Annotated in this window: 21 protein-coding genes and 2 pseudogenes; 17 read left to right on the top strand and 6 right to left on the bottom strand. The window is 69.1% G+C overall.

Annotated elements, in window-relative coordinates; genetic code table 11:
* Positions 1-724 precede the first annotated feature (724 nt).
* Both ACFVKT_RS06390 and ACFVKT_RS06385 read left to right on the top strand, forming a co-directional pair.
* Positions 725-3238 carry a Helicase associated domain protein gene (locus tag ACFVKT_RS06390; protein WP_385728051.1) on the top strand — a complete coding sequence of 838 codons (2514 nt, stop codon included), beginning with the start codon at positions 725-727 and terminating at the stop codon, positions 3236-3238.
* Positions 3239-3335: 97 nt separating this feature from the next.
* Complete coding sequence (locus tag ACFVKT_RS06385) at positions 3336-3464, top strand: hypothetical protein (protein WP_385728050.1); 129 nt, start codon at positions 3336-3338, stop codon at positions 3462-3464.
* A gap of 351 nt (positions 3465-3815) precedes the next feature.
* Here ACFVKT_RS06385 and ACFVKT_RS06380 read toward each other — a convergent pair whose 3' ends face one another.
* The 5 genes and pseudogenes from ACFVKT_RS06380 to ACFVKT_RS06360 all read right to left on the bottom strand — a co-directional run bounded on the left by ACFVKT_RS06380 (position 3816) and on the right by ACFVKT_RS06360 (position 8566).
* Positions 3816-4211 (bottom strand): hypothetical protein, encoded by a 396-nt coding sequence (locus tag ACFVKT_RS06380; RefSeq protein ID WP_385728048.1) that lies wholly within the window; start codon positions 4209-4211, stop codon positions 3816-3818.
* An 85-nt stretch (positions 4212-4296) separates the two neighbouring features.
* Positions 4297-4437 (bottom strand): annotated as a pseudogene (locus tag ACFVKT_RS06375) (ATP-binding protein); the annotation flags it as partial.
* Positions 4438-4983: 546 nt separating this feature from the next.
* Positions 4984-5781 (bottom strand): SAM-dependent methyltransferase, encoded by a 798-nt coding sequence (locus tag ACFVKT_RS06370; RefSeq protein WP_385728046.1) that lies wholly within the window; start codon positions 5779-5781, stop codon positions 4984-4986.
* A gap of 96 nt (positions 5782-5877) precedes the next feature.
* A complete protein-coding gene (locus ACFVKT_RS06365) occupies positions 5878-8094 on the bottom strand; it encodes a DUF262 domain-containing protein (protein ID WP_385728044.1) in 2217 nt (738 codons plus the stop codon).
* Between the two features lie 40 nt (positions 8095-8134).
* The gene (locus ACFVKT_RS06360; RefSeq protein WP_385728196.1) at positions 8135-8566 is read right to left on the bottom strand and encodes a hypothetical protein; all 432 of its coding nucleotides are present in this window, start codon (positions 8564-8566) and stop codon (positions 8135-8137) included.
* On the opposite strand from ACFVKT_RS06360, the gene ACFVKT_RS06355 reads away from it, so the two are divergent.
* From ACFVKT_RS06355 to ACFVKT_RS06310, 10 genes and pseudogenes are all read left to right on the top strand, one after another.
* Positions 8507-8842, top strand: coding sequence for a hypothetical protein (locus ACFVKT_RS06355; protein ID WP_385728199.1), 336 nt, complete (start codon positions 8507-8509; stop codon positions 8840-8842). The genes ACFVKT_RS06360 and ACFVKT_RS06355 overlap by 60 nt on opposite strands.
* 161 nt (positions 8843-9003) lie before the next feature.
* Positions 9004-9495: pseudogene (locus tag ACFVKT_RS06350) on the top strand (glycosyl hydrolase family 18 protein); the annotation flags it as partial.
* Between the two features lie 11 nt (positions 9496-9506).
* Complete coding sequence (locus ACFVKT_RS06345) at positions 9507-9695, top strand: DUF6233 domain-containing protein (RefSeq protein WP_385728194.1); 189 nt, start codon at positions 9507-9509, stop codon at positions 9693-9695.
* 269 nt (positions 9696-9964) lie between these two features.
* Positions 9965-11137, top strand: coding sequence for a tyrosine-type recombinase/integrase (locus ACFVKT_RS06340; RefSeq protein WP_385728042.1), 1173 nt, complete (start codon positions 9965-9967; stop codon positions 11135-11137).
* Positions 11138-11521: 384 nt separating this feature from the next.
* On the top strand, positions 11522-12385 hold the full coding sequence (locus ACFVKT_RS06335) for a hypothetical protein (RefSeq protein ID WP_385728040.1): 864 nt from the start codon (positions 11522-11524) through the stop codon (positions 12383-12385).
* 123 nt (positions 12386-12508) lie between these two features.
* A complete protein-coding gene (locus tag ACFVKT_RS06330; RefSeq protein ID WP_385728038.1) occupies positions 12509-12850 on the top strand; it encodes a helix-turn-helix domain-containing protein in 342 nt (113 codons plus the stop codon).
* A 478-nt stretch (positions 12851-13328) separates the two neighbouring features.
* Complete coding sequence (locus ACFVKT_RS06325) at positions 13329-14624, top strand: hypothetical protein (RefSeq protein ID WP_385728036.1); 1296 nt, start codon at positions 13329-13331, stop codon at positions 14622-14624.
* A gap of 290 nt (positions 14625-14914) precedes the next feature.
* A complete protein-coding gene (locus ACFVKT_RS06320) occupies positions 14915-16222 on the top strand; it encodes a hypothetical protein (protein WP_385728034.1) in 1308 nt (435 codons plus the stop codon).
* Between the two features lie 494 nt (positions 16223-16716).
* Positions 16717-17748 carry a streptomycin biosynthesis regulator gene (locus ACFVKT_RS06315; protein WP_385728032.1) on the top strand — a complete coding sequence of 344 codons (1032 nt, stop codon included), beginning with the start codon at positions 16717-16719 and terminating at the stop codon, positions 17746-17748.
* Between the two features lie 262 nt (positions 17749-18010).
* A complete protein-coding gene (locus ACFVKT_RS06310; RefSeq protein ID WP_385728030.1) occupies positions 18011-19156 on the top strand; it encodes a glycine amidinotransferase in 1146 nt (381 codons plus the stop codon).
* A 90-nt stretch (positions 19157-19246) separates the two neighbouring features.
* Here the strand turns inward: ACFVKT_RS06310 and dpgD are convergent, their stop codons facing one another.
* Positions 19247-20080 carry an enoyl-CoA-hydratase DpgD gene (gene dpgD, locus ACFVKT_RS06305; RefSeq protein ID WP_385728028.1) on the bottom strand — a complete coding sequence of 278 codons (834 nt, stop codon included), beginning with the start codon at positions 20078-20080 and terminating at the stop codon, positions 19247-19249.
* A gap of 71 nt (positions 20081-20151) precedes the next feature.
* Between dpgD and dpgA the strand changes: the two genes are divergently transcribed.
* The 5 genes from dpgA (at position 20152) to ACFVKT_RS06280 (ending at position 26437) form a co-directional block, all read left to right on the top strand.
* Positions 20152-21285 (top strand): 3,5-dihydroxyphenylacetyl-CoA synthase DpgA, encoded by a 1134-nt coding sequence (gene dpgA / locus ACFVKT_RS06300; protein WP_385728026.1) that lies wholly within the window; start codon positions 20152-20154, stop codon positions 21283-21285.
* A 179-nt stretch (positions 21286-21464) separates the two neighbouring features.
* Complete coding sequence (gene dpgB, locus ACFVKT_RS06295; RefSeq protein ID WP_385728024.1) at positions 21465-22226, top strand: enoyl-CoA-hydratase DpgB; 762 nt, start codon at positions 21465-21467, stop codon at positions 22224-22226.
* Positions 22227-22351: 125 nt separating this feature from the next.
* On the top strand, positions 22352-23656 hold the full coding sequence (gene dpgC / locus ACFVKT_RS06290) for a (3,5-dihydroxyphenyl)acetyl-CoA 1,2-dioxygenase DpgC (RefSeq protein ID WP_385728192.1): 1305 nt from the start codon (positions 22352-22354) through the stop codon (positions 23654-23656).
* The gene (locus tag ACFVKT_RS06285; RefSeq protein ID WP_385728022.1) at positions 23634-25118 is read left to right on the top strand and encodes an aminotransferase class I/II-fold pyridoxal phosphate-dependent enzyme; all 1485 of its coding nucleotides are present in this window, start codon (positions 23634-23636) and stop codon (positions 25116-25118) included. The genes dpgC and ACFVKT_RS06285 overlap by 23 nt, the downstream gene beginning before the upstream one ends.
* Positions 25115-26437 (top strand): hypothetical protein, encoded by a 1323-nt coding sequence (locus ACFVKT_RS06280; protein WP_385728020.1) that lies wholly within the window; start codon positions 25115-25117, stop codon positions 26435-26437. The genes ACFVKT_RS06285 and ACFVKT_RS06280 overlap by 4 nt, the downstream gene beginning before the upstream one ends.
* Positions 26438-26461 lie beyond the last annotated feature (24 nt).

The following is a 26461-nucleotide window of genomic DNA, read 5'->3' as shown; positions in this document are numbered from 1 at the left end:
GTCTGCTCCGCAGACACGACGCGACGACGCTACGCGTCGTTACCATCGCTTCGCGATGGAGCATTGCGCTCCGCGCAATGCAGCGGGACTCCGTCCCGCCAGCCCGGAATCGCTCCGCGATCCGGACCGGTACAGGCCTGCTCCGCAGTCCCATACCGGAGCTGACGCACCCTCCGGGCGCGTCAGAAAAGAAGCTGGCTGCGTCAGCAAGGAATTATGCGCCGTCGCCGGTTCGCCCGGTTGGAGATCAGTAGGCCACTGAAGAAGACACTCATGAAAGCCGGGTAGAGAGCCTGGCCTGTGTGACCCTCAGCTATTCGCCACACCGTCCAGGCCAGGCATAAGCCCACCATCGGCCAGCACATCCAAGCCACCCAGCGGGCCCCGGCTTGGTCCAGGCCGGCGGATCGTGCATTTCCGATGATCGGGTCACGGATAAAACCTCCGCCGTACGGGTGCCCGCATTCACCGCAGGCAGGCGGGGGTCCGGGTCCTCTTGTCAGATTCGGTCACCTCCGGACGGTTTCAACCGCTTCCGACCAGACCTGGTGCGTCACTTTCACATGTAGCTTGATTCTGGGATTATGACGGAGTACCTCCTCCCTCCTGAGGGTCGCAAAAAACGCTAACCCTGTCGAATTGAATGAATTCGTCATTTAGGGGTCTGGATGGAATCCAGGTTGAGATAATACTGCCTCTCTAAATATCGAGAATTCGAGGTATTGTGACTCAGATAAAATTGCGTCCGCATCAGGCCGAGGCAGTCGATAACGTCGTTCGTATTCTCGGGACACCGCCCGGTGGTCATATGCCGCCGGAGGGACTGAGGACTCAGGTAATCGCTGCGACCGGTTCCGGGAAATCTCTGATCGGCGCAGAGTCCGCGCACTGCCTTTCTGCTCGCCGTGTTCTCGTTCTGGTGCCGACGTTGGATCTGTTGACGCAGATGGCCGGTGCGTGGCGTCGGGCGGGTCGGTCGGGGGCGATGGTCGGGGTGTGCTCGCTGCGGGCTGAGGAGAGTCAGGGTCTGCCGTGCACGACGGACCCGGACGAGCTGGTCGCGTGGGCGGCGGGGCCGGAGACGGTGACGGTGTTCGCCACGTACGCCTCCGTCGGGTTGGGCATTCTCCAGCGCGCGCACGCCGCTGGCCTGGGTGTTTGGAGCCTGATGGTCGTGGACGAAGCTCACCGGACCAGTGGTGACGGCCTCAAGCCCTGGGCTGCAGTGCATGACCAGACGCAGCTTCCTGCCGAGCGTCGGCTCTACATGACCGCGACCGCGCGGATCTGGGAGGCCGAGGGAGACAGGCCTCGCATGGTGGCGTCCATGGACGACGATTCGCCCGTGTTCGGTCCGGTGGCGTACAAACTGACGCTGTCTGAGGCGATCGGTCGGGGCATCGTGGCGCCGTATCAGGTGCTGTGCCTCGACATTCGCGATCCCGATCTGTACTCAGCGCTGACCAGCGAGGATACTGGGTCTGACGCGGTGCGCGGCGCTCGTCTCGCGGCGGTGCAGACCGGGCTGATGCGCGCCGCAGCCGAGGAGCGCTTCCGGCGCGTGCTCTCCTTTCACAGCCGGGTCCAGGAGGCGGAAGCCATGGCGGCCTCGGTGCCGGCCATCGCGGCTCGCCTCGCCGAGGACGACCCCCACACCTACCCGCCCGCAGCTCAGGTGTGGGCGGACTGGTTGTGCGGTGAGCATGCCCCCGGACATCGCCGGAATGTGCTCGATGAATTCGCCTCTGATTTTCTCGGGGGACCGGACTATGTGGGTCAGAATGTACGTTCAGAATTGCGTGTTCTGAGTTCCGTTCGTGTTCTCGGGGAAGGTGTGGATACCGCCGAGTGCGATGCGGTTCTTTTCGCGGATGCGCGCGGTTCGATGGTCGACATTGTGCAGATGGTCGGACGTGCCCTGCGGTTGGGTCCGGACCATGGGAAACTCGCAACACTGATCGTTCCGGTATTCCTCGGACCGGACGAAGACCCGAGCGAAATGCTCACCTCGGACGCGTACAGCATCCTGAGCAGGATCCTTGGCGCCCTGCGAGCGCACGACTCGGACACGATCGAAGCGCTCGCGGATCCGCGTCTGCGCAACAGCCACCCGGCTGTCGAAGAAGTGGACGGCGAGGGCGAGCTGGGGGAACGCGATCAGGACGACGGCGACCAGGTGCCTGTGTCCGCGCGGGCTGCGGGAGTGCTGCGGTTCAGCGAGGAACGTGACCCGGCGGTGCTGACGAAGTTCGTGCAGTTGCGGGTCATCGACCCGGAGAAGGCGTACTGGCGGCGTGGGATCGAGGCTGCGACGCGGTGGTTGCGCGAGACGGGCAGCACAGAGCTGCGGGTGCCGTTCATGTATGTCACCCCGGAGGACTGGTCCTCGGTCGGCTCCCACCCTTTGGGGGTGTGGATCGCCGATCAGCGCCGGTACTACGCGGCCGGCACCCTGGAGGCCTCGCGCGTGGCCGAGTTGGTGACGCTGGGCATGGTGTGGTCGGTGCACGCGTCGGCGTGGGACGCCGGCCTTGATGTCGCCCGCTCCTACGCGGCTGTGCACGGGCACTTCCTCCCGCCGGCGTCGGCGGTGTGGGGCGGGGACGGTTTTCCTATCGGGGTGTGGGCGAAGAACCAGCGCGCAGCGGCCCGGAGGACGCAGCAGAACGCCTTGCGGCGCATGCGTGGGGAAGCGGGTGTCTCCAGCGCTGGTGATCTGTCGGAAGGCCGTCTGGGGTCGCTGGAGGATGTGGATCCGGGGTGGTGTCCGGAGTGGGAGATTGGGTGGCAGCGCGGCTACCGGCTCGCCCTCGCTCACGTGCGCGCCGGTGGCAGTCTCCCGGCCGGGGCGGGTGAGGTCGTCGTCCAGGGCGAGGACCTCGGAGTGTGGGTCGCCGGGCAGCGGGCGGGGTGGGAGCGGCTGATGCCTGCGCAGCGGTATTTGCTGGAGACGATCGGTATCGAGCCCGGGGTTGAGGGCGCGGGCGGGGTGGTGTCGGCGCCTCGTACGCAGGATGCGCGGTGGGCTGCGAACCTCGCTGCCGCCCGTCAGTTCCATGCCAGGGAGGGGCATCTGCGGCCGGCGCGCAAGCACGTCGAGGTCGTGGACGGCGAGTCGTACAGACTCGGGGCGTTCTTGGACAACGCCCGCCGCAGGGTTGGGAAGTTGAGCCAGGAGCGGCGGGTGCAGCTGGCCGGTCTCGGTCTGGAGTGGGCAGTGCAGGAGGGTGGGGCGTGATGTGGGGTGTGGAGGATCTGGCGCGGGCTTCGGTTCGGCGGCAGGGTGCGGGACTGGGCGCGGAAGCCGCACGGCGGGAGCGAGAGCCCAGGAGCAGTTGGATTCCCTCGTCGACGTGGGGCGGTATGCGACGGATCCGGAGGATCTTTCGGAGCGGTGGGCCGCCCGGCACGCGGAATGGCGGCGCGTCGCCGCCCTGATGGGCGTCCACGGCTGGCCGGCCTAGGACCCCGAACAGGATGTCGGGGGCAGCGAGTGGGCGCGGGAACGCGACGAACGGCGAAACGGCGCCCTGGCGTATGCAGCGTGGGAGTAGGAGCGCCAGGACGCGCGTGATGAACTACGGACCGAGGTCTGGCTGGGCGCCGATGTCAGTCGACGGCTGCGCGTTATCGCCGCCCGCACCGGCCTGCGCCCCGAGCAGTTGCTCGCCCAACTCTCCGACCATGTCCGCATGAACGACGACGACACCCTCACCGTCAAACCCTTCACTCTGGCCCGGTCCGGTGCGGTGGTGTTCGTCCTGGTCGGTTGACCCGCTTGTCAGGGTGGGAGACAACCATGGACTGACCTCTGGTCAGAGTTCGTAGGGGTAGAGAGCGACCTTCTCGCGCTCGATGAAGAGCTCGGCCCAAGTGCCGGCAGCGCCTTTGGGTAGCGGATGACCAAGGTCCAACAGGATATGCGTGCCGTCCAGGTCCAGCAGGGCGGCACCATCCTCTGTGAGGTTCAGCCGGCCCCGCAGGACAACGCAATGCCCGCCAGTACGGACCTCAGGGCCGATACCTACAGCCGGCTTGGCGTTCCGCCCCCAGACAATGGCCTCGTCGATCGTCCACTCGACGTGATACTCGCCAGGCTCTGCGGCCAGGTCTCCGCACCAGCGGACTGCGGTGTGACCGAACGAGGTTCGGACATCGGCCAGCCAGGGGGTTCCGGAAAACCTCGCGACCTTGACCAGTTCGATCAGCACAGGTCGATCATGCAGTATTCGAGGTGCCACCGGGACCTGTGAGGTTTCGGCGCTGCCTGGCATAGGTTCGCGGGAGCATGTGCGCTTTGCCGAAGGGCTTGTTCGAGGTCAGGATGATCGAGCCCTTCTTGTAGCGCTTGGAGATGGCCTGGAAAACCAGGTGCGCCTCGGCGCGCTCCAGGGGCTGGTAGCCGACCTCATCGCCGATGAGCCTGGTACGCCGCATGCACTGGATGCACCGGCAGGCCGGAACAGCGTGGCCTGGGTGACCGCGGCGGCGCCCAGCACGTCGGTGGCCAGGTGAGACCGGCCGCTCAGGGGGAGACGCAGAACGGTGGTGTGCCGCCGCTGCTCTGGGTGGTGCGTCTGTTCGCCCGGCGAACCCGGGCCCGCATTCTGCGCAGATCACCGGTGGTCTGCGCGATCAGGTCGATACGGGGTGCGGGATGTGGGATGCGGGTGATGCTGTGCCGGGGCCGGCGACGTGGACGGCACTGGTCACCTTGCGGATCGTCAGGTGCGGGTGGAGCGGGGGTGCGCGGCGGCCCGCACCCCTCGGGTCCGACGGTGTGTGTGGGGCGCTGCAGAGGACGCGCCCCAGCGCGCCATGAGGTCCATCAGGACCGCTCAACCCTCGGCCAGGGCCCGCGGCCTCGGCGGTCAACTGGGCGTCCGGGTGGGCCGCTGGGCGGGTGGGGCGTCGCACGGCCTGATATCGCGTTGCCTTCACCATCATGGGAGAGGCGGGCGGCGGGCCCCATACTGCCCCTCGTCATGGAATCCGTGCCACTCCGCCCCAGCCCGCGCGGTCGGTCAGCAGGCCGGTGTTCGCGTCGGGGCGCCAGCGGGGCCAGCTTGTGAACCCGGGTTCGATCAGTTCGGTGCCCTCGAAGAGCTCGATGGCCACCGACGGTTCCCGGAAGATGTAGGGGATCGCCCCGGAGTTGTTGTATTCGTCCTGCACCACTTGATGTTCCTGGTCCGCGGCGGTGGAGTGGCTCAGTGACAGGTAGCTGCTGGGGGGAAGCTGGTTAACCAGTCGGCGCACAAGACCCCGGGCTTCGGCCCAGTCGACGATATGGCCGAGCACATCGCTGATGACCAGAGCGGTCGGCTCGGTCATGTCCAGCGTCTTGGCGGCACCTGCCAAGACGGTGTCCGTGTCGCGCATGTCTGCCTGTACATAGGCTGTGGCGCCCTCCGGGGTGCTGGTGAGCAGCGCATGGACGTGCAGCAGCACGATCGGGTCGTGATCGATGTAGACCACTCGGCAGTCGGGCGAGATCCTTTGTGCGACTTCATGGGTGTTGTTGCTGGTGGGCAGTCCGGCGCCCAGGTCGATGAACTGGCGGATGCCGGCTTCCCTGGCCAGGAACGTGGTGGTGCGCCGGAGGAAGTCCCGCGATTCCCCGGCGAAGGGGACGATCTTGGGGTATTTGCTGCTGTAGGCGTCGCCGGCGGCCTGGTCGGCGGGGTAGTGGTCCTTCCCGCCCAGCCAGTAGTTCCAGACGCGTGAGCTATAAGGGACGGACGTGTCGATCTGCGGGGACGGACGGGCCGGGCCGGTCATGACAACGCCTCTTTCGTTCTTTCGATTCGTCAGGGTGAGGTGCGGCAACGCAGGTCCGGCAGACCCGTCCTGTCCGGTGGCTGCTCGTTGGGGTGGCTACAGGGCGCTGGATGCGGTCGCACGGTCGCGTAGGGTTCGCAGGCTGATGCGCACACCGTCCTCGTCTTCGATGTGCCATTCGTTCATGCCCTGACAGGTCTTGGTGCCGCGGGCGACCGCGCCGGCCTCGTCGGCCCGGCCGTAGGGAGTGCCTCCTGTGGCGTTGAGGATGATGCCGCCGTTGTCGTCAATGGTTGCCCAGTGATCGGTGGAACGGTAGGTGAGCACGATTTGGGTGCCGGGCTTGAGCACCTGGGCGTCGATCATCTTGGCGACATCTGTGCGGCGGCGGCCGGTCACCGGCCTGCGCCGCGCCGCGGCCGGGTGCGCCTGGGCAGCAACCGGCGCGTTGGGGCGAGTCTGTTCGCTTCGGGTGCTTGCGGACAGGCCAAGGCGGTCGGGGTTCCAGATGTGTTCGAACAGGCGCACGTACAGTTCTTGCCGGGTCTGGACGACGGTGGTCATGGTCTCCTGAGGTCCGAACGCCCTGAGGATCTTGTCCAGTCGGTGGGTCTTGATGAACTCGCGCAGCAACGGGTTCCGGCGGTCGTATCCGGGGGCGATGACGCCCAGGAGGACGTTGCTTCGGGCGTAGAGCGGGGATTTGTCGTGCAGAGGCAGGTCGTTGATGCTGGAGTTCTCGCGGCCCATCAGGAGGCCGAGGCCGCCGAGCTGGTTGCGTCGGCTGCGGAAGACGACGGCGTCCGGGATCTCGTGTGCGACCCGGTGGTGATGGTTCGCCCACAGGTGCTCGATGTGGAACCGGTCCCGGTCGAGGTAGGCCAGTACGTGGTGCGGCCTCTGGCAGGCTTCCTCGACGTAGGCAGTTGCCCGGGCCAGGAGATACCTGATCTGGTGAGCGTTGTTGCCGCGCAGTCCCAGGGTGACCGCCTCGGCGGGTGAGCCGCCGTCCCGTTCGGCGAGGTCGCCGAGCACGGCGGCAACGTCGTTCGGTGTGCGGCAGCCCCGCAGGGCGGGGACGAGAGTGGTGTGGACGAGGGCGTCGGCGTCGGCCGACTGTACGGGAAGGTCCTGCAGGACCCGAAGTGCGTACCACCGGTCCATGTAGGAGGCGACCAGGCGGCCTTTGTCCTTGGCGTCGGAGGGCTGGTCGCCCGGGCCGATGGCGGCAAGGACGGCGACTGCCTGGCCGTGCAGGCCGTTGCGTTCGTTGTAGAGCACTGTCTCCAGCCGGTCGCCGTCCTTTTTGAGTTCGCGGCTCGCGGCGAGCAGGGGCCGGAACAGCCTCGCCGACTTCAGCAGATCCTGTACGAACTGCAGGAAGCGGTCCGGGCGTTCGGCCACCAGTCCCAGGTGTGGGGCGTTCCGCCGGACCCACACGTTCAGGTTGGTCTCGATCTGACGGCGGTCCTCGTCCTGGCCCTCGCGTGCGCAGCGGGCCAGGAGGAAGGCTTTGATGAAGCGGGATGCGGCGGCGGGGTCCTCCCGGTCGGTGGTCAGCTCCCTGAGCATTTCCTGCCACTGGGTGTTCAGCTGGTCCTCGTTCGCGCCGACGTGGGACAGCAGATGGCTTTTGAGGAGGTCGACGGCGGTGAGGCGGGCTCCGCGGTCGTTCATCGTCTCGAACATGCGGTAGCCGTGGTCGGGGCCGGCCGCCCGGATTCCGACCAGTGCCACCCGGTCCAGGAGCCACTCGGTGAATCGGTGGAGATTCTCCGCGTCGAGGTCTTCCGAGAGCTGTGATTCGATCTGCCGGCTGCGGGCCCACAGGTTGCGGCGTGAGAGTGAATCACCGGCGCCTGTTTCGTACTTACGGCCCTCAGCAACGGCTCGCAGAACGGGTTCGTGATCGGTGATACCGACCGCGAAGTGCTCACCGTCGGTGGTGATCACGCGGTTGAGCCGGTCGACCGATCTGCTGTATCCGAACTCCTGTGCCAGGAGGCGCAGTTGCAGAAAGATCAGGTGCAGGGTGACGAAACGCTGCTGTCCGTCGACGAGGCAGCGTCTGCTCCGCGACTGCTCGTAGTAGACGAACGGGCCGAGAAAATACTGTGGTGCCGTTCCCGGCCTGCGCAGGTATGCCGGGTCCGTCGACCAGCCCTTGAAGGAGTCGCACAGGTCCCTCAGCAGGGTGCGTACTTCGTCCTCGCCCCAGGTGAAATCACGCTGGTAGTAGTCGACCTCGTAGGTCATGTCACGGAACAGTTCCTTCAGACTGAAGCCCTGGGACCTGATCTCATCAGCACCCATCCCACCACTCCCCCGGCCTGCGTGACGTACGCCCATGCTCTCAACTCCCCCAGGAGCAGAACAGATGGCCTGCATCCGGCAGACGTGCCGGCACGTCTGCGCTGTGACCGAGGCACACGCCGCGCAGTGTCCGGGAGCAAGCGGGGCAAAGCCGGTGCGTCGCCCTGCCCCTGAGCCGGCCGGCCACGTGCCGGACAGAACCGACTGATCGGGGGGCCGGCCCCAAGCGGTGCTCGCGAGGACATCGGCGGCGACCACGTAGGCGGCCCCGGGGGTCGGCGATCTGGTCCGAGCGGACGGCCAACACGCGGAGAGGGGAACGGCCTGCGCGCGTGAGTGACACCCCTTCCGCGCCAAGTGTGGTGATCCAGGTACCGACCCTGGCCAGGATCTCCATCTCGGACCAACCCGTGTGTTCTCGCAGGAAGGCTGCCTCGTACTCGTTGGTGAAGAGGAACTGCGCGCCGTCCACCAGCCGACGGACCTGTTCGCCTTCGAGCCGGGCCAGTTGCTGGGCGGGATCGGCCGCCACGGCGATGCCCAGTCCGTGGGCCGCCGTGGTGTGCCTCAGCATCGCCGCCATCCGCGCCAGCAGACTGCTGACCTCGTCCGTGAGTTGCTGCCGGAGACCAGGACCGAGGACGCCGGGCGGCGTCGTATGCGGTACGGCATCTCCAGGTACTCCTCGACCGCGGTCAGGGCTTCGGTGAAGGTCTCCGCCTGGTGCTCCCGTCTCACTGCCCTGTGACGAGGATTCTTTGTTGGCACAAAGGAGGGATGGTTGACGCCGGTCAGAGTTCGATCCGCGGCGTGCATGATTCGGTCACGGGAACGGAAGGATCCGGGGGGCTTTCTCGGCGCCCGCAAACAGGCCGGGCGCCGCTCCATGCGATGGGAGACCGATCAACGATGTTCACTCCGGTGCGGAGCAGAATACGGACGGCCGCGCTCGCGCTCTCGGCCATTACGGCCCTCGCCTTAGGTGCGACCGCCACGACCGGCGCGGCAGCGGCCCCTACTGCCGCGAAACAGGGACCGACCTCGGTGGCGTACGTCGAGGTGAACAACAACAGCATGCTGAACGTCGGCAAGTACACCCTCGCCAACGGCGGCGGCAACGTCTTCGACGTCGCCGTGATCTTCGCCGCGAACATCAACTACGACACGGGCACGAAGGCGGCGACCCTGTACTTCAACGAGAACGTGCAACGCGTCCTCGACAACGCCGCCACGCAGATACGGCCCTTGCAGCAGAAGGGCATCAAGGTCGTCCTCTCGGTGCTCGGCAACCACCAGGGCGCGGGCTTCGCCAACTTCCCGTCCCAGCAAGCGGCTTCGACGTTCGCGAAAACACTGTCGGACACCGTGGCCAAGTACGGCCTCGACGGCATCGACTTCGACGGCACCGTGCGATCGACCGCGACGAAGCACGCCGTCTCCTCACCACAGGCGGGGTGCCGGCGTGCCCGTTCTGCCACCCCGACACCCAGCTGCGCATCATCGACTTAGCCGTCCGGCGGGGCCGCTGCGGCGGAGCCTCGAACGGCCGTACCATCTGGCCCGTTATCTCGCCGACTGGGCGACTTGCGATGATCGCCTAGAACAGGACCCTGCCGATGACCACGACTCCCCCGCCGCCCATCAGCGAACCGGATCCGTCCGCACTGACCTGCCCCGGTGACCGTGTGGGCATCTGCGCCGCGTGCCAGCGCAAGACGCACCGGTACGGCTCCGGCGGCTGTCCGCTCTCTCTTGGGGTGTGTCCGCTGTGGTGTGACGTGGGGTGAGGTGGGTTCGCTGAGCTCCTGGGACTCGTTCTCGGGGGGTGTGGCTCTGCGGCGGGTTGTTGTACGACTCGTGGCAGGAGTTGATGGTGCGGGCGTTTCCCGTGGTGATGCCGTCCGGGCAGAGGTACTGGACGGTCCTTGACGACGACCTGGAAGTCGTCGCTGTTGCTGATCAGTGGCTTCGGAATCTGCGGTTCGGTCGGGACCGGGCGGAGTTGACGACGAAGGCGTACGCCGGCGGCGTCGCGCTCTATCTGCGGTGGTGCCGGTCGACGCGCCGGGAGTGGACGGCGGCTGGCCGCGACCTCGGTCTGTTCATGGTCTGGCTGAAGCACACCCCGGCGCCCCGGGACGGGGTGGTGTCGGCGGTGCGGCCGGGGCCCGGTGCCGTCCCAGTGCGGGGTGAGCGCCGGATCAACCGGGTGCTCGTCGCGGTGCGGGGGCTGCTGTCGTACGCGGTGTCGGTGAGCAAGGCACCGAGGTCGGTGCTCGGGCAGATCTACGAGCTCGCCGACAGCCGGGACCTCCCGGCGGAGGCGCAGGGCGAGGACGGCGGCCTGTTCTACCGGCTGCGTCCTGTGCACTCGCTGCGTGAGCCGGAGACGCAGGTGGACCGGGCGGAGGACGCCGAGCTGGTGGCCATGTTCGCCGCCTGCCGCAACGCGCGCGACCGGCTCGTCGTCCTGCTGGTCGGCAGGGTCGGGCTGCGCCGCGGCCAGGTGGCGGGCCTGCGGCGCAGCGATGTCCATCTGCTGCCGGACTCCCGTGCGCTGGGCTGCGACTACCCGGGCGCCCATGTGCATGTGCGGCGGTGGGAGAATGGGAACGGGGCCTGGTCGAAGTCGCGGCACTCGTGGGTGGCGCCGCTGGACTTCCTCGTGGTGTCCGCGTTCGACCTCTACTACGAGGAGCGGTACCGGCTGCTGGGGGCGGGTGGGAGTGACTTCCTGCTGGTGAACCTGTTCCAGGCCCCGCTGGGAGAGCCGATGTCTCCGGAGGCGGTCGGGGAACTGCTGGAACGGCTCAGCGACCGGGCGGGGCTGGACAGGAGGGTGGGCGCGCACATGGCGCGCCGGGCGTTCGCGTCGAACGTGGCCGATGCCGGAGGTTCTCCGGATGAGGTGCAGGCGGTGCTCGGGCAGAAGGGTCCCGACTCGCAGGCGCCGTACCTGTTCCCGGATCCGAAGCGTGTGAGGGCGGCGGTCGACCGGGTGCCGTCACCGCGTGGGCTGGGCGGGCCGGAGGGGGAACGGTGACGGCCTCGCGCGCAGCAGCCCTGCCGGGCAGCAAGTCGCCGGCGGGCGATGAGCGGTTGAAGGAGGTCCTTCGCGCCCTGGACGAGGACTTCCTGGTGGTATTGGGGTGGGACTGGGAGCGGCGGGTGATCACGTGGCCGCGGCGGCATCCGGTGATCGGGCTGCCGGACTGCCCCGTGCCGGGGTGTCCCCTGGCGATCACCGTTTCGACGCGGCCGATGTGCGGAGGCTGCATGGAACGCTGGCGCGGCTGCGGTCTGCCTCTGGAGGAGTTCCTGCTCGTGCCGAAGCAGACCAGCCGCGGTACCGGCCAGGGCCCGTGCGTGGTCGCAGGCTGTAGACGTCCCCGCGTCACCGTCGCCGGCCGGCTGTGTCTGGCGCACCGTGTCCAGCACACTCTCTTTGACGAGCGAGAAGCACCTGGCGCCGTCCACAATCCGCAGCTACCAGTGCGATGTCCGCCTGTTCAGCGAGTTCCTCATCGACGGCCGCTACGGCTGGGGGCCGGCCTGCGAGGAAGCCTTCGGCACCTTCCCGGTGGCGGTCTGCCACGAGTGGAACACCATCGCCCACCTCAACGACTACGAGGGCGACCCGGAGGCGAAGCCGTTCACCCGGGAACAGCTGCAGCTCTTCCTCGACTACGCCGACGACCAGGTCGACCGGGCGGTGCGGGCCAAGCGCAAGGGTGCCCTGGCCGCCTACCGGGACGCGACCCTCTTCAAGGTCATCTACGGCTGGGGACTGCGGCGGACCGAGACCTCCAAACTCGACCTGGTCGACTTCGGACGCAACCCGCAGGCCCGCCAGTTTGGCCGGTACGGCACGCTCAACGTCCGCTACGGCAAGGCGAAGAAGGGCCAGCCGCCACGCCGGAGGAACGTGTTGTCGGTGATGGACTGGGCCGTCGATGCGGTGGCGGACTACGTCGAGAACGTCCGCCCGCGCTTCGGGTTCCCCGACCACCCGGCTCTGTGGATCACCAACGGATGGGGCACACCGCGGCAGCACATCAACTGGACCCACTACATCTTCTACGGCGCCGACATTCGCGAGTCGGCCCTGGACTGGTTCATGAACCAGCTCAGAGAAATCGCCCGGATCCCGGCTTCCGACGACGACGGGGACCTCATCCGGGGCCTGTTCCTTGCCAGCCACGAGGTCGATGGGGCGGCCGAGTGGCAGATCCGCGAGGGCCAGCTCTTCGTCTCGTCCGCCGACGCCAGACACCAGTACCTCGACGAATAGCCACACCTATTCCGCAGGTTCCAATACCCGACTCCACCATTACACGTCAGCGACAACTTCATGAACACTGCTCTGAGTAGGGCACTGGCACCGGCGTTCGCCGGATCTTGAGGAGGTACGGAGATGGACGGCAAGCTCGATTACCGCTGGCATCTGCGCAAGGTGATGGCCGAGCGCGGGATGTTCTCCACCACCGACCTCATCGCGCCGTTGTCCGACCGGGGGATCACCCTCTCCACCAGCCAGGTGTATCGGCTGGTGGTGGAACGTCCCGAGCGGCTCAGCTTGAAGATCCTCATGGCGCTGCTCGATCTCCTGGACTGCACGATGGACGACCTCATCGAGCCGGTCGCCGCCACGGGCACCGTCGCCACGCGGCCGAAGAGGGCCGCCGTCGGCGGGTCCACGAACACTGACAGCCTCGGGGACCTGCGTCCCAAGCGGGCACGGATCACCAGGACCTAACCATGACGAAGCGTCAGGACTGGGAGGCCAGCGAAGAGATCGGAACTCTGCTCACTCCGCTGTCCGAACTGGAACCCGCACTTGGTCAGGAAGCCCTCCTGGGGGCGATCGGTCGGGCCGCGGCCCGACCCGACGGACGACGCCGCCTTGCCCGTGACGTCGCGCGGCGGCCCGAACTCCTCACCGGCCAGGGTGTGTTCGCCGACTCTCCCAGTGTCCTGCGGTTCATCGACGCTCTCGTTGGTGCCGGCGCCTCGGCCGTGATCGCGCCGTCCTGCCCGCGCTGCGGCAAGCAGAGAAAGCTCGGCCCGCCCGTCGATGGAGTACGCATCTGCCACGGATGCAGAGCGAAGGCCCGGGCCCTGCCATGCGGCCGGTGCGGGAAGACCCGACCCACCGCCCGCCGCCACGACAACGGACATCCCATCTGCCAGAACTGCTGGCATCAAGATCCCCGGAGCTGGAAGCCGTGCACCGGGTGCGGGAACAACCGGCGCGTCGCCGCAATCACCCCAGACGCCTCCAGAACTGCCGCCCCGGCCACGACCTCCCCTGCACGTTCTGCGGGGCCACCGACAGCCGGATCGGCATCTCCCGCGCGATCAGCAAACCGGTCTGCGAACGGTGCCGTCAACGCTGGATCGTCTGCTCGGCCTGCGACACCAGGGCCGTACTCAAGGGCGGCACCCACGACAAGCCGCTCTGCGCCCCCTGCCTCAACCCCGATCCGGCGTTCTGGAAACGCTGCTCGACCTGCCGGATCACCTGGCAGCTCTCGACGGCGCAGTGCACGCGGTGCTCCCTGGACCGGAAGCTGAAGGCCCTCTTCACCCCGCTCAGCGGCACCACACTGCCCGAACTCGATCAACTCCGAAAGGCACTCGTTCAATCCGACCGGCCCGACAGCGTCGATACCTGGCTGACCAGACGCGGAGTCCGCACCACTCTGCGCGACGTCGCGAGCGGACGCCGCCGCCTCTCACACGAGTTCCTGGACACCATGCCGCCCAGCCTCACCCTGAACCACCTGCGAGCGATGCTGGTCGTCTCCGGCGTTCTCCCTCACCGAGACGAACTCCTCGCCGCCCTTGAGATCTGGATCGACCAGGTCCTGGCCTCGCGATCGTTACCCGAGCACCATCGGGTCCTGCACGGATACGCCGTCTGGCACCAGCTACGCCGACTGCGCGGCCGCCTCCACGGCAACCCCGTCACCGACCAGCAGGCCAGGAACCTGCGCCAGCAGATCACCGCCGCCACGGCCTTCCTGGACTGGCTCGAAGACCGAGAACTGACCTTGCAGACCTGCACCCAGGCCGACATCGACCTCTGGCGCGCGGATCACCCCGGTCACCGGCAACGGTCCGCGAACTTCGTACGGTGGGCAGTGACCCACCGGCATGCCTCCCGCCTCACCGCACCGAGCACCCGCTGGCAAGGCCCGACCGGCCCCCTGGACCAGGACCGCAGGTGGACCGATGCCCGCCGCCTGCTCCACGACGACACCTGCCCCCTCGTCACTCGAACCGCCGGACTGCTGGTCCTGCTCTACGCACAAAAGCTCAGCGACATCACGGCCTTGACCGTCAAACACGTACGCCACCACGATGCCCGCACCAGCCTGCACTTGGGCAGCCGCCCTATCGTCCTGCCCACCCCGCTGGACGCTCTCGTCGACGAACTCGTCGCCATCCGCCGGTCACCGGGAAGCGGTGTCCTCCACGAGGAGTCCGCCTGGCTGTTCCCAGGGCACCCCGCCGAGGGCTCCCGCTGACCGAAGGCGCACTTGCCCGGCGCCTGCACGCCCTCGGGATCACCCCACGACACAGCCGGAACACCGCTCTGTTCGCCCTCGCCGCCGAACTCCCCGCAGCGATCCTGGCCAAGACCTTGGGGATCCACATCCAAAGCGCGGTCCAGTGGCAGAAGATCGCCGCCGGAGACTGGAACTCCTACGCCGCCGACGTCAGCCGGCGCCCAAGGGCCTGAGCCCAAAGGCATTCGGACAAGTTCCAATACCCGACTCCACCATTACAAGGCATCACCGAGGGCGCCCCGGACGCGGTGCAGGTCAGCGACCGCTTTCACCTGTGGCAGGGACTGTCGAAGCGGATCGGGGATATCGCCGCCGCCCACCGCGGCTGCCTGCCCGCCGCGGTGCCCGAGCCCGAAGTGGCACCGTCACCAGGGAACCCAGCGGGACCGTCCGACGAGGCCGATACCCCAGCCCGCCTCCACGCGAAGCATTTGTTCGAGGCGGTGCATGCGGTGACCGACACCGGTCGCTCGCTCAACGCCGCAGCCCACCAACTGGGCCTGAACTGGCGCACCGTGCGCAAATACGCGCGAGCCGCCACCTGGCAAGAATGCGTGCGCCGCACCCGGCCCCGCCGGCCCACCAGCCTCGATCCATACCTGGAGTACCTGCGACAGCGGTGGGAGGAAGGCGAGCACACTGCGACGGTTTTGCACGAGGAGATCGTCGCCAAGGGCTACCGCGGTCACTACCAGCGGGTCAAGATGGCCATCGCGCCGCTGCGCTGCGGCTTACCGATCGACACGCCGCGCGAGCGACCACCCTCGCCCCGTCAGGTCGCCCGCTGGATCACCACCGCGCCATCCCGGCGTGGCCTGCAGGCCGTCGAGGCACTCGGACGGCTGCTCGAGCACTGCCCGGAACTGGACCGAACCCACAACTTGGTGCGTCCGTTCGACGCCATGCTCGACGCCCGCGATGCCGCCCCGCTGCCGGACTGGCTCGCGCAACTCACAACCTCCCGCCTCCCGCCGCTGGCCAGCCTGGCCAAAGCCATCCGAGAAGACCAGCCAGCGGTCGTGCAGGGCATCACCACCCCGTTCAACTCCGGCGTCAACGAAGGCCGCATCACCGATCTGAAGCTCCAGAAGCGGATCATGGCAGGACGCGCAGGGTCCCTCTGCTCCGCCACCGCGTCATCCTCATGGCCTTGCTCCGACGCCGCTACTCGTGACGGAGTGTCACCGGCGCACGGTGGCATACTCCAGCTTCACGGAAATCTTGCCAGGGCCACTTCAGGGAGTACGCGGACATCACCAGCCTCGACGCCCAGCAAGCCGGCCCCGCCGACCTGGCCGCCGCGATCCGCGGGCACGGAGGGAGTGGAGAACTCCTCGCACCACATCAGAGACGTCACCTTCGCCGAGGACGCCTCCACCGTCCATACCGGGACCGCACCACGGGCCATGGCCACCCTCCGCAACCTCTCCATCGGCGTGCTGAAAACCCTCGGAGCCGACAACATCGCCAAGACCACCCGAGCGATCCGCGACGAGCCCCAACGAGCACTCCCCATCCTGGGCATCACCAACGATCCGGACACCCACGGAACTTGATCAAGCCCTGGTTGACTGGTGATCGAATTCTCGGCGAGACTGGACGCATGGTGAAGCGCCGGAATCGAGTAGGTGCACGGTCGACCTTGCGGGAGCGTGCGGGGTTCGGCGCCTGTTGTCGTCCGTCCGTCTGATTTCCCGGCCGGCCGAAGCGGCTCCGCCATCGCGGGCCGGCTGATCTCCTCCCCCCTTTTTTAGGGTGTGACAGCCTGTCGGGAATCGTATCGAAAGCAATCTGGAACAGACGTCTGTTCCAGAATCTTCGGCATGCGGTCGAACGTATCATTACGGTGTTCGTCGGGACGGCGGATAACCGGGCCTGAACGAGCATACGTGGACCGGCCGTCGGTCAACCATAATCATGACCGGTTACCTCGCCCCGGAATACCGGTGCCCGTAAGCCTGCGTCCCAGAGGATATACGGAGGGAAGTGTCCAGTGGATGCCAGAGTTCACAGGAAACGACCGGAGGGCGGCGCATTCAAGAGCCCGCCGGTGGAGGCCATACCGCGTTTCCGCCCGCAACTCGGCGCCCCCTCGCGGGTGGCGATCGACCGGATCGTCGAATCGGATTCGCTCCGCTCCGGCGGGTTGGACGAGGAGCACGTGCGGATGCTCGCCGAGTCCGGGGCGCCGCTGCCGCCGATCATCGTCGACCGGGCGACGATGCGGGTCCTCGACGGTGCGCACCGGTTGCGTGCGGCGACCCTGCGTGGTCGGCGGGACATTGAGGTGGAGTACTTCGTCGGCGAACCCAGGGACGCGCTCGTCCTGGCAGTCAACGCCAACATCGCCCACGGCCTGCCGCTGTCCCAGGCCGATCGGGCGACGGCGGCCGCCCGGATCATGCTGTCCCACCCCGAGTGGTCGAACCGGGCGATCGCCCTGGTCGCCGGGCTCTCCCACCAGGCGGTCGGGGAGATCCGGCGGCGTGCAACTGGCCAGGACGACCGGTTGCACAGCCGGGTCGGCCGGGACGGGCGGGTCAGGCCCCTGGACAGCGCGGGCGGGCGCAGGCGGGCAGGCGAGCTGATAGCCGAGGACCCGGGAGCCTCGCTGCGCACGGTGGCCCGGCTGGCCGGGATCTCGCCCGGCACGGTCCGCGACGTGCGCGAGCGGCTGCGGCGCGGCGAAGATCCGGTCCCCCAGGACGGCAGGCCGCGCCGACAGGAGGACCCCCTGGCCGTCAGGAGCACAGGGCGGGAACCGTCCCCGGCCCCGCCGTCCGCAGGGCCCAGCACAAGGGACACCCCAGAAGCCGCACGCGGCCAGGACGTTTCATCGGTGCTGAACCTGCTACGCAACGACCCGTCGCTGCGTTTCAGCGAGGCCGGCCGGGCGCTGCTGCGCCTGTTGCACGCACATGCCTCGCTGACCGCCCAGAGCGAACTGTTACTCCAGGCCATTCCGGCGCACAGCGCGGGCCTGGTAGCGAATGTCGCCCTGGAATACGCGGGGGCATGGCAGCGGATCGCCGAGCGCCTGCGATTCCCGGGCGAACCTGGCGGTATGGCCATCGGTGAATAGCCGGAATCGGCCGGACCGCCCACAGCCCGCGCGGCGGGCCCGGCGGGAGTTATCGGGACGGTGCCGGGCGAACCGGGAACGACAGCGGAGAACGACGGTGCATCAGCGGCGACTGTGATCGCTTGACCTAGTTCAGCGGGGGTGCCAGCATCGAATGCGTTCACGGGGTGCGAAATGCTCAGGGGAAACTCGCGATGACCGGTTTCCGGTGATTGCGAAGCAATACCGAAAACCGGGTCGGGTACGACAGGGGAGGCAGCAGATGTCCTTGAATAGCTATGACGAATGGTCACCGCTCAGGGAGGTGATCGTCGGTTCCGCCCGGAACTACACCTCGCACGAGCGCGAGCTGTCGTTCGACCTGTTCTTCCACGACAACATCACCCGCTCGGAGTGGTACTACCCCCGGCTGACCGCGGTCGGCGACAGACGGGACGGCCCGGTCCGCCCGTCGCGCCAGTCCATCAAACAGCGCTACGTCGACGAGTTGAACGAGGACGTCGACGGGATCGCCAGGACCCTGGAATCCCTGTCGGTGAAGGTCCACCGGCCCCTGGACGTGGACAGTGCCACCGCCGAGGTCAGCACACCGGCCTGGTCGGCCTCGGTGGTGCCGCCGCTGAACGTCCGCGACAACACCCTGATCCTCGGCGACGAGATCATCGAAACACCCCCGATGGTGCGTTCCCGCTACTTCGAGACACAGTTCCTCACCCCGGTCTTCGCGGAGTACTTCCGGCGCGGTGCCAAGTGGACGGTGATGCCACGGCCGTTGATGACCGACGCCTCCTTCGACCTGTCGTACGCCAGCGCCTCCGTCGGCGGTCCCACCGAGCCGATCGCCAACCCGAAGACGTCACCCTACGACGTCGGGTTCGAGATGATGTTCGACGGCGCCCAGGTGCTGCGGCTCGGCCGCGACCTGGTGGTCAACATCTCCACAGCCAACCACGCGCTCGCGGTGGACTGGCTGGAGCGCCACCTGGAGGGTCGGTTCCGCATCCACCGGGTGCACCGGCTCAGCGACAGCCACATCGACAGTATGGTCCTCGCCCTGCGCCCGGGCCTGCTGCTGGTCCGCTCGGAGGCCGTGCGCGACCAGCTGCCGGAGCCGCTGCACACGTGGGACGTGATCGTTCCCCCGCCGCCCGAGGCGAACAACTTCCCGCACTACGACGACGACGACCTGGTCCTCACCAGTCTTTTCATCGACCTGAACGTGCTGTCGGTCGGCCCGGACACCGTACTCGTCAACGACGCGTGCCCGGAACTGATCCGGACGCTGGAGAAGCACCGCTTCACCGTGGTACCGATCCGCCACCGCCACCGGCGGCTGTTCGGCGGAGGGTTCCACTGCTTCACCCTGGACACGGTTCGCGAGGGCGGGCCGGAGGACTACTTCAGCTGAGTCCTGCGGTCGGGCACCAGCCCCGTACCCAGGGCGGGGTGGGCAGAGCCGGGAAGGCCCAGGGACGGCAGGCGCGGGACCAGGGAGCGATCAGCGCCCCTGCCAGTTCGGCGGCCGCTTCTCGACGAAGGCCGCCGGCCCCTCCGAAGCGTCCCGACTGAACATCCGGGCCTCCTCCTGTGGATAGCGGGTCGCGAACGCCTGCTCCAGCGACAGGGTGGCCGACCGCGCGGCCGCCTCCTTGACCGCGCGCACGGACAGCGGAGCACAGCGCAGCAGGTCGGCCACCCAGGCGTCGACGCAGGCGTCGAGCTCCTCGACTGGCGCTACCTCGTTGACGAGGCCGAGTTCGTAGGCGCGGGCAGCGGTGAGGGGGCGTCCGGTCATCAGGTGGCCCATCGCGGTCCTGTAGGGCAGCTGACGGGAGAGCCGGAAGACGCCGCCAGCACCCGCGATCAGCCCGAGACGGACCTCGGGGAGGGCGAAGGAGGCGTCCTCGGCAGCGATGATCAGATCGCAGGCGAGGGCGAGTTCGAAGCCTCCGCCGAGGGCATGACCGCGGACCTTCGCAACGACCGGCTTGGTCAGGTCGAACCGCTCTGTCAGCCGGGGCCAGCCGGGCTTGCCGCGGCTGCCGAAAGTCGAGGTGCCGGCGCTACCGACGCGGAATCGCGCGACCAGTTCCCCGAGGTCCTGGCCGACCGAGAAGGCCCGTTCCCCGGCGCCGGTGAGCACCGCGACCCACAGGTCGGGGTCGGCCTCGAAGTCGTCCCATATCAGGGCGAGTTCCTCGTGCATCCGCAGGTCCATCGCGTTCAGCACCCGTGGTCGGTCGAGGGTGACGTACGCAACGTGGCCGCGCTTCTCGTAGCGGACCCGGGGTTCCTCGGCGGCTGCGCCGGCATCCGTGCTGGAGGGCTGCATGGCACCGCAATCTAGTACCGGCCCGGGGGTGTTCACACGGGCCGCTCCGACCAGCACGGGAGGATCGATCGATGGCGCTCAGCGAAATGACACGGCTCGCGGGGTCTGCAGACACCGGGCCGGACGGCCCCTCGGCGCGGATCGTCGGGGTCGGTACCGCGGTGCCTCCCGACGCGTACACCCAGGCGGAGGTGCTCGACGAGCTACGGGTCGAGGATCCGAGGATCAGGTCGCTCTTCCTGAACAGTGCGATCGAACGCCGCTTCCTGTGGTTGCCTCCACGTGGGCCGGACGGGCTACGCCGCCCAGAGTCCCAGGGGCAGTTGCTGCGTAAGCACGTCCGCGGCGGGCTGGCCATGGGCCGTGACGCAATCGAGGCGTGCCTGGAGGCGGCGGGGGCGCGGGCCTCAGACGTACGGCACCTGTGCGTGGTGTCCTCGACGGGCTTCCTGACACCCGGCTTCAGCGCCCTGCAGATCAAGGAGCTGGGCCTGCGCAGGGACTGCTCGCGGCTCGACGTGGTCGGGATGGGGTGTAACGCCGGGCTGAACGCGCTGGGCGCCGTCTCGGCGTGGGCCCGCGCCCACCCGGGCGACCTGGCGCTGATGCTGTGCGTAGAGACCTGCTCGGCCGCCTACGCCTTCGACGGCACCATGCGCACCTCGGTGGTTAACAGCCTGTTCGGGGACGGCGCGGCGGCCGTGGCCCTTATCGCGGACCACCCGGGTCAGGGTCAGCCGGCGGGGTCGGACGGGGGTCGGCGGGGCCCGTCTGTCCTGGGGTTCTCCAGCTGGATCATCCCCGACGCGGTGGACGCGATGCGCTACGACTGGGACGAGGACCAGGGACGGTTCAGCTTCTACCTGGATCCCGAGGTGCCCTACGTAGTCGGGGCCAACGCCGAGCACGCCCTGCGTTCCCTGCTCACTAGCACGGGGCTGCGGCGCTCCGACATCGGCCACTGGATCGTGCACTCCGGAGGTAAGAAGGTCATCGACTCCGTGCGGCTCAACCTGGGGCTGTCCGCCCACGAGGTCCGGCACACCACCGGGGTCCTGCGCGACTACGGCAACCTCTCCAGCGGCTCCTTCCTGTTCTCCTACCAGCGCCTGCTGAACGAGGGCGTGGTGGCGGCCGGTGACCACGGGGTGCTGATGACGATGGGGCCCGGCTCGACGATCGAACTGGCGCTGGTCCGGTGGTGACGGAGACCACCGGCGTACGGGCGTGGCGGCCACCGTCTATGGAGGCGAGCGCGGACTCGGGTGCGGGCGCAGATACGGAAACAGGAACGGGCGCGGACTCAGGTGCGCGCAACCAGGAACAGGTGCGAGCGACAACGGAGCACAGTTCGGTCGAAACCGACAGAAGGGACATGACGGTGATGGGCACACGGCATGAGGTGGACGAGCGAACGGACGGCCTCGGCCACCACCTGGAGTTCGACGGCGGGTCGGGGCTGCCCGCACTGACCGCCCGACTCAATGAGCTCTGCGACCGGGTGGAGGAGCAGCCGCAGGCCGTGGTGGTGCTGCGCCCGGCTGCAGGGACCGGGGAGGACCGATCCTGGCCGGGTAGGGCCCGGATCCAGGACGTCAACCGGTGGGAGCGGGCGGTCCGCCGGCTGGAGCGGTCGCCCGCGGTGAGCATCGCGGTGGCGTCGGGCACCTGCGCAGGCCCGGCACTGGACCTGCTGCTGGCGGCGGACTACCGGATCGCCGGGGCCGACCTGCGGTTGCTCCTGCCGGTCAACGACGGCCACTTCTGGCCAGGGACCGGCATCCACCGGCTGGTCACGCAGCTGGGTGCCGCCCGGGCCCGGCAACTGGTCCTCTGGGGAACTGAGTTGACTGCCGAGCGGTCCCTGGGGACCGGACTGGTGGACGAGGTCGCCGACGATGTGCCGGACGCCGTCCGCACCGCCACGGTCTGGCTCGGCCGGGCGGCCGGCGCCGAACTGGCCGTCCGGCGCGCCCTGTTACTGGCGGCGGGCGCCACACCCTACGAGGATGCACTCGGGATGCATCTCGCCGCCTGTGACCGGGAGTTGCGCCGCCTCACCGGCGGCGGCACCGGCGCGCCGCCGCCGCACACCCCCGCCGGCCCGGGGCCCGCGGCGGGCCCCGGACGGGACGCCGACCAGTGAGCGGCGACCTCACGGTCCACGGCCCCGACCGGGCCGGACGCCCGGCGGCGGCGCGGAAGGCCGCCCCCGTGTGGGACGCCGACCCAGCGACGTGGGGGACGACCCCACCGCCCCTCGGGGCCGGCCTGGCCGAGGACGCGACCGCGCTCGCCCGCTACGCCGCGGCGGCCGATCGCGAGCTCGCCACCTTGCCCGCCGTGCCCCAGCGCGACCGCCGCCAGCGCGACGCGGCTGCCAGGATCCTGCGGGCCGCCCGCACCCTGCGCGACCGCTTCATCGCCCAACACGCGGAGGCGGTCTACGACGAGCTGACCGGGGCACGCTCGGTCCACCTGCGCATAGACGCGCTGGCTCGCGCCGCGGCCGACCGCTTCCCCGGCCTGGTACCGACCCGCGCGCAGCTCGACGCCGAACGCGCCCTCGCCCAGGCCGACAAGGAGGGGCGGGAGATCGACCAGGGCATCCTCTTCCGCGGCCTGCTCCGCTCCCCCACGGCGGGACCACACCTGACCGACGCCATGCTGCTGCCCACTCGGCGGGCGCTCGACCTGCTCTCCAGTTTCCGCCGGACCGGACGGCTCGACCTGGGCGTGGTCCTGATCGAACGCAGGGGGGCGGCCGCCCACCTGACCCTGCGCAACACCCACTGTCTCAACGCGGAGGACGACGCGCTCGTCGACGACCTGGAGACCGCCGTCGACCTCACCCTGCTGGACGACCAGGTCACGGTGGGGGTGCTGCGTGGGGGCGAGATGACCCACCCCCGCCACGCGGGCCGGCGGGTCTTCAGCGCGGGGATCAACCTCACCGACCTGCGCGAGGGCCGCATCTCCTTCGTGGACTTCCTGCTCCGCCGCGAACTCGGGCCGATCGGCAAGATCACCCGCGGACTACTGCCGGTGCCCGGCGTCGAGTCGTTCCCGCATCGCACCGTCCAGAAGCCGTGGATCGGCGCGGTGGACTCGTTCGCGATCGGCGGCGGGATGCAGCTGCTGCTCGTCCTCGACCGGGTCATCGCCACCGAGGACGCATACTTCAGCCTTCCCGCCGCCCAAGAGGGCATCGTGCCGGGTGTCGCCAACCTGCGGCTGCCCCGTCTCACCGGCGCCCGGGCCGCCCGCCGCGTCATCCTCACCGGGCAGGTCGTCACTGCCACCGACCCGCAGGCCTCCTTAATCTGCGACGAGGTGGTGCCCTCCGACGGGATGGACGCGGCCGTGGAGACCGCCGTGGCCGCCTTCGACAACCCTGCGGTCCTCGCCAACCGGCGCATGCTCCAGCTCGCCGAGGAGCCGCCTGAGCGGTTCCAGGCCTACCTGGCGGAGTTCGCCGTCACCCAGGCGCTGCGGCTCTACAGCGAGGACGTGATCGGCCGGATCGCCCGGCCCCGACCGGAGGGGGACGGACGTGCCGACGATCGACCGGCGTGATCTGCACGGCGCGCTGGCCGAGCCGGTGCTCGGCTCAATCGGGTTCCTGAACGAGGTGATGGGCCGCTACCCGGATGCGGTCTCCTTCGCCCCCGGCGCCCCGCACCCCGCTTTCCTGCGCGAACTCGACCTCGACCGGCACGTCCGGCGCTACCTGGACCACCTCGGCGACGACCGCGGCCTGGACCCCGATCGAGCCCGGCTCCTGCTGGCGGAGTACGGGCCGAGCCGCGGCCTGATCAACGACCTGCTGGCGCAGGCGCTGCGGCTCGACCAGGGCCTGGACGTGCCGGAGCGCGCGATCGTGGTGACCGTCGGCGCCCAGGAGGGCATGCTGCTGGCGCTGCGCGTGCTGCACCGCTCCACCGACGACCTGCTGGCGGCTGTCACCCCGTGCTTCCCCGGCGTCCTCGGCGCGGCCCGGCTGCTGGACATCGGCGTCGTACCGGTCCACGAGAGCCCCGTCGGGATCGACTTCGACGAACTCGCCGAGGTCTGCCGGGCGGCCAGGTCGGCCGGCCGCCGAGTGCGGACCCTGTACGTCGCCCCCGACTACTCCAACCCGTCCGGCACCGTACTCGACCCGCCCGCCCGGCTTCGGCTGTTGGCCGCCGCGCGACGGCAGGACTTCCTGATCCTGGAGGACGGTGCGTACGGTTTCACGGCCGCGCCCGGCGCCGCCCTGCCCACCCTGAAGTCGATGGACACCGACGGCCGGGTGATCCACCTGGGCACCTTCGCCAAGGTCTGCCTTCCCGGCGTCCGGGTCGGCTTCGTCGTCGCCGACCAGCCGGTACGCGACACGAACGACGCACGCGACGCCGGCGGCACTGGCCGGCTACTCGCCGACGAGCTCGCCGCCGCCAAGACCATGGTGACGGTGAACACCTCGCCGATTGGCCAGGCCGTGGTCGGCGGGATGCTGCTGGAACACGGCGGCTCCCTCGCCGCGCTGGGCCGGGAGCGGTCCGTCCTGTACCGGCGCAATCTCGACCTGTTGCTGCGGGCACTGCGGCGCCGGCTCTCCCCCGACGCCCCGGGCGTGCCGCCGGGGATCTCCTGGAACCGGCCCACCGGCGGGTTCTTCGTACGGCTGCGCCTGCCGTGCCCGGTCGACGCCGAGCTGCTGGAGTACTCCGCCTCGCGGTACGGCGTGCTCTGGACGCCGATGTCCGCGTTCCACCTGGACGGCGCCGGCGACCACGACCTGCGCCTCTCGTGCAGCTACCTCGACCCGGACCAGATCGAGGAGGGCGTCGACCGGCTGGCCCGCTTCCTGCGCGACCTCCCGACGGCCCCGTCCGGCGGCCGTCGGACGAGGACCGCCGGAGCCGAGTCCGTCCCGCGCGGGCGCGGCACGAGCGGGCCCGTCCACGCGTCCCCGGGCACCGCGCCAGTCCACCCCACCCCAGACACCCGTCCGGTCGCACCGGCCGGCCCGACGAGCGGACAGCAACGATGACCGACCGCCCCAACGCCGTCCCCGGCCCCGCCCCGCAGCCCCTGCCGCCCGCGCGGCTCCAGCAGCTCGTCGACGAGCTGCGCGACGCCGACCGGCGCAACCGCGCCGCCGTGAACCTGATTCCCAGCGAGACCCGGCTCTCCCCGCTGGCCGCCCTGCCGCTGGCCACCGACTTCTATAACCGGTACTTCTTCGACGAGCACTCCGGCTTCCGCGGCGGCTTGGCCGCCCACCGACTGGAGAGCGAGGTCGCGGCGGGCAGCCTCGCGCGGCTCTCCGGCGCCCGTCACGTGAACACCAGGCCGGTCTCCGGGATGAGCGCAATGACGCTCGCCATCGCTGCGCTCGCCGGGCCCCGCGGCAACACCGTGATCAGCGTGGGCGACGAACACGGCGGCCACTACGCGACCCGGGAGGTGGTCGAATACCTCGGCTACCGCTCAGCCACGGTGGCCTTCCGGTCCGGGCGGGTCGACCGGGACGACCTGGTCCGTGCACTGCACGAGGGGACGCCGGGCCTGGTCTACCTCGACCTCCAGCACAGCCTGCACCTGCCCGACGTGGCGGCCGTCGTGGAGACTGTGCGCCGGCACGGGCGCGGCGTTCCGGTCCACGTTGACTGCAGCCACACCCTCGGCCTGGTACTCGGCGGGGCGGTGCCCCACCCGCTGGAGGCGGGCGCCGACTCCATGGGGGGCTCCACCCACAAGACCTTCCCCGGCCCGCACAAGGGCGTGCTGATCACCGACCGGCCGGACGTGGCCGAACGCTTCCACGAGGCCGACATGCGGCTCATCAGCAGCCACCACTTCGCCGAGAGCCTCTCCCTGGGCCTGGCCGCCGCCGAGTTCGAGCACTTCGGCGCCGGGTACGCCGCCGCGACCCTCGCCAACGCCGAGCTGCTCGCCGAGAGCCTGCACGAGGAGGGCTTCGAGGTGGCCAAGGCCGGCGAGACGTTCACCCGCACGCACCAGGTCTGGGTCCGGATCGGCGACCCGGAGGACACCCAGCGCTTCTTCGACCGGGTGACGGCGGTGGGTCTGCGGGTCAACCGGCTGAGCCGGCTGCCCGGCTGGGACGGCCCCATGATCAGGCTCGGCACCAACGAGGTCACCTTCGAGGGCGCCGGCCCGCGGAGCATCCGGCTCATCGCGGCGGCCCTCGGCCACGCCCGCCGGGCGGCGCCCGGACGCGGTCCTGACGCACCGGAGATCCGCGCCTCGTTCGGCCGGCCCCACTTCTTCGACGACCCGGCCCACCTCGATCCGGACGCCGCCTTCAACCCCGTCACCGCGTTCGCCGCCGCCGGCCGCGGCTGACCGACCGTCCGCCCCGATCCCATC

Origin of the sequence: Streptomyces sp. NPDC127595 (assembly GCF_042671685.1) — a bacterium.
GTDB lineage: Bacteria > Actinomycetota > Actinomycetes > Streptomycetales > Streptomycetaceae > Streptomyces.
This window is presented reverse-complemented; position numbering and strand designations above follow the sequence as displayed.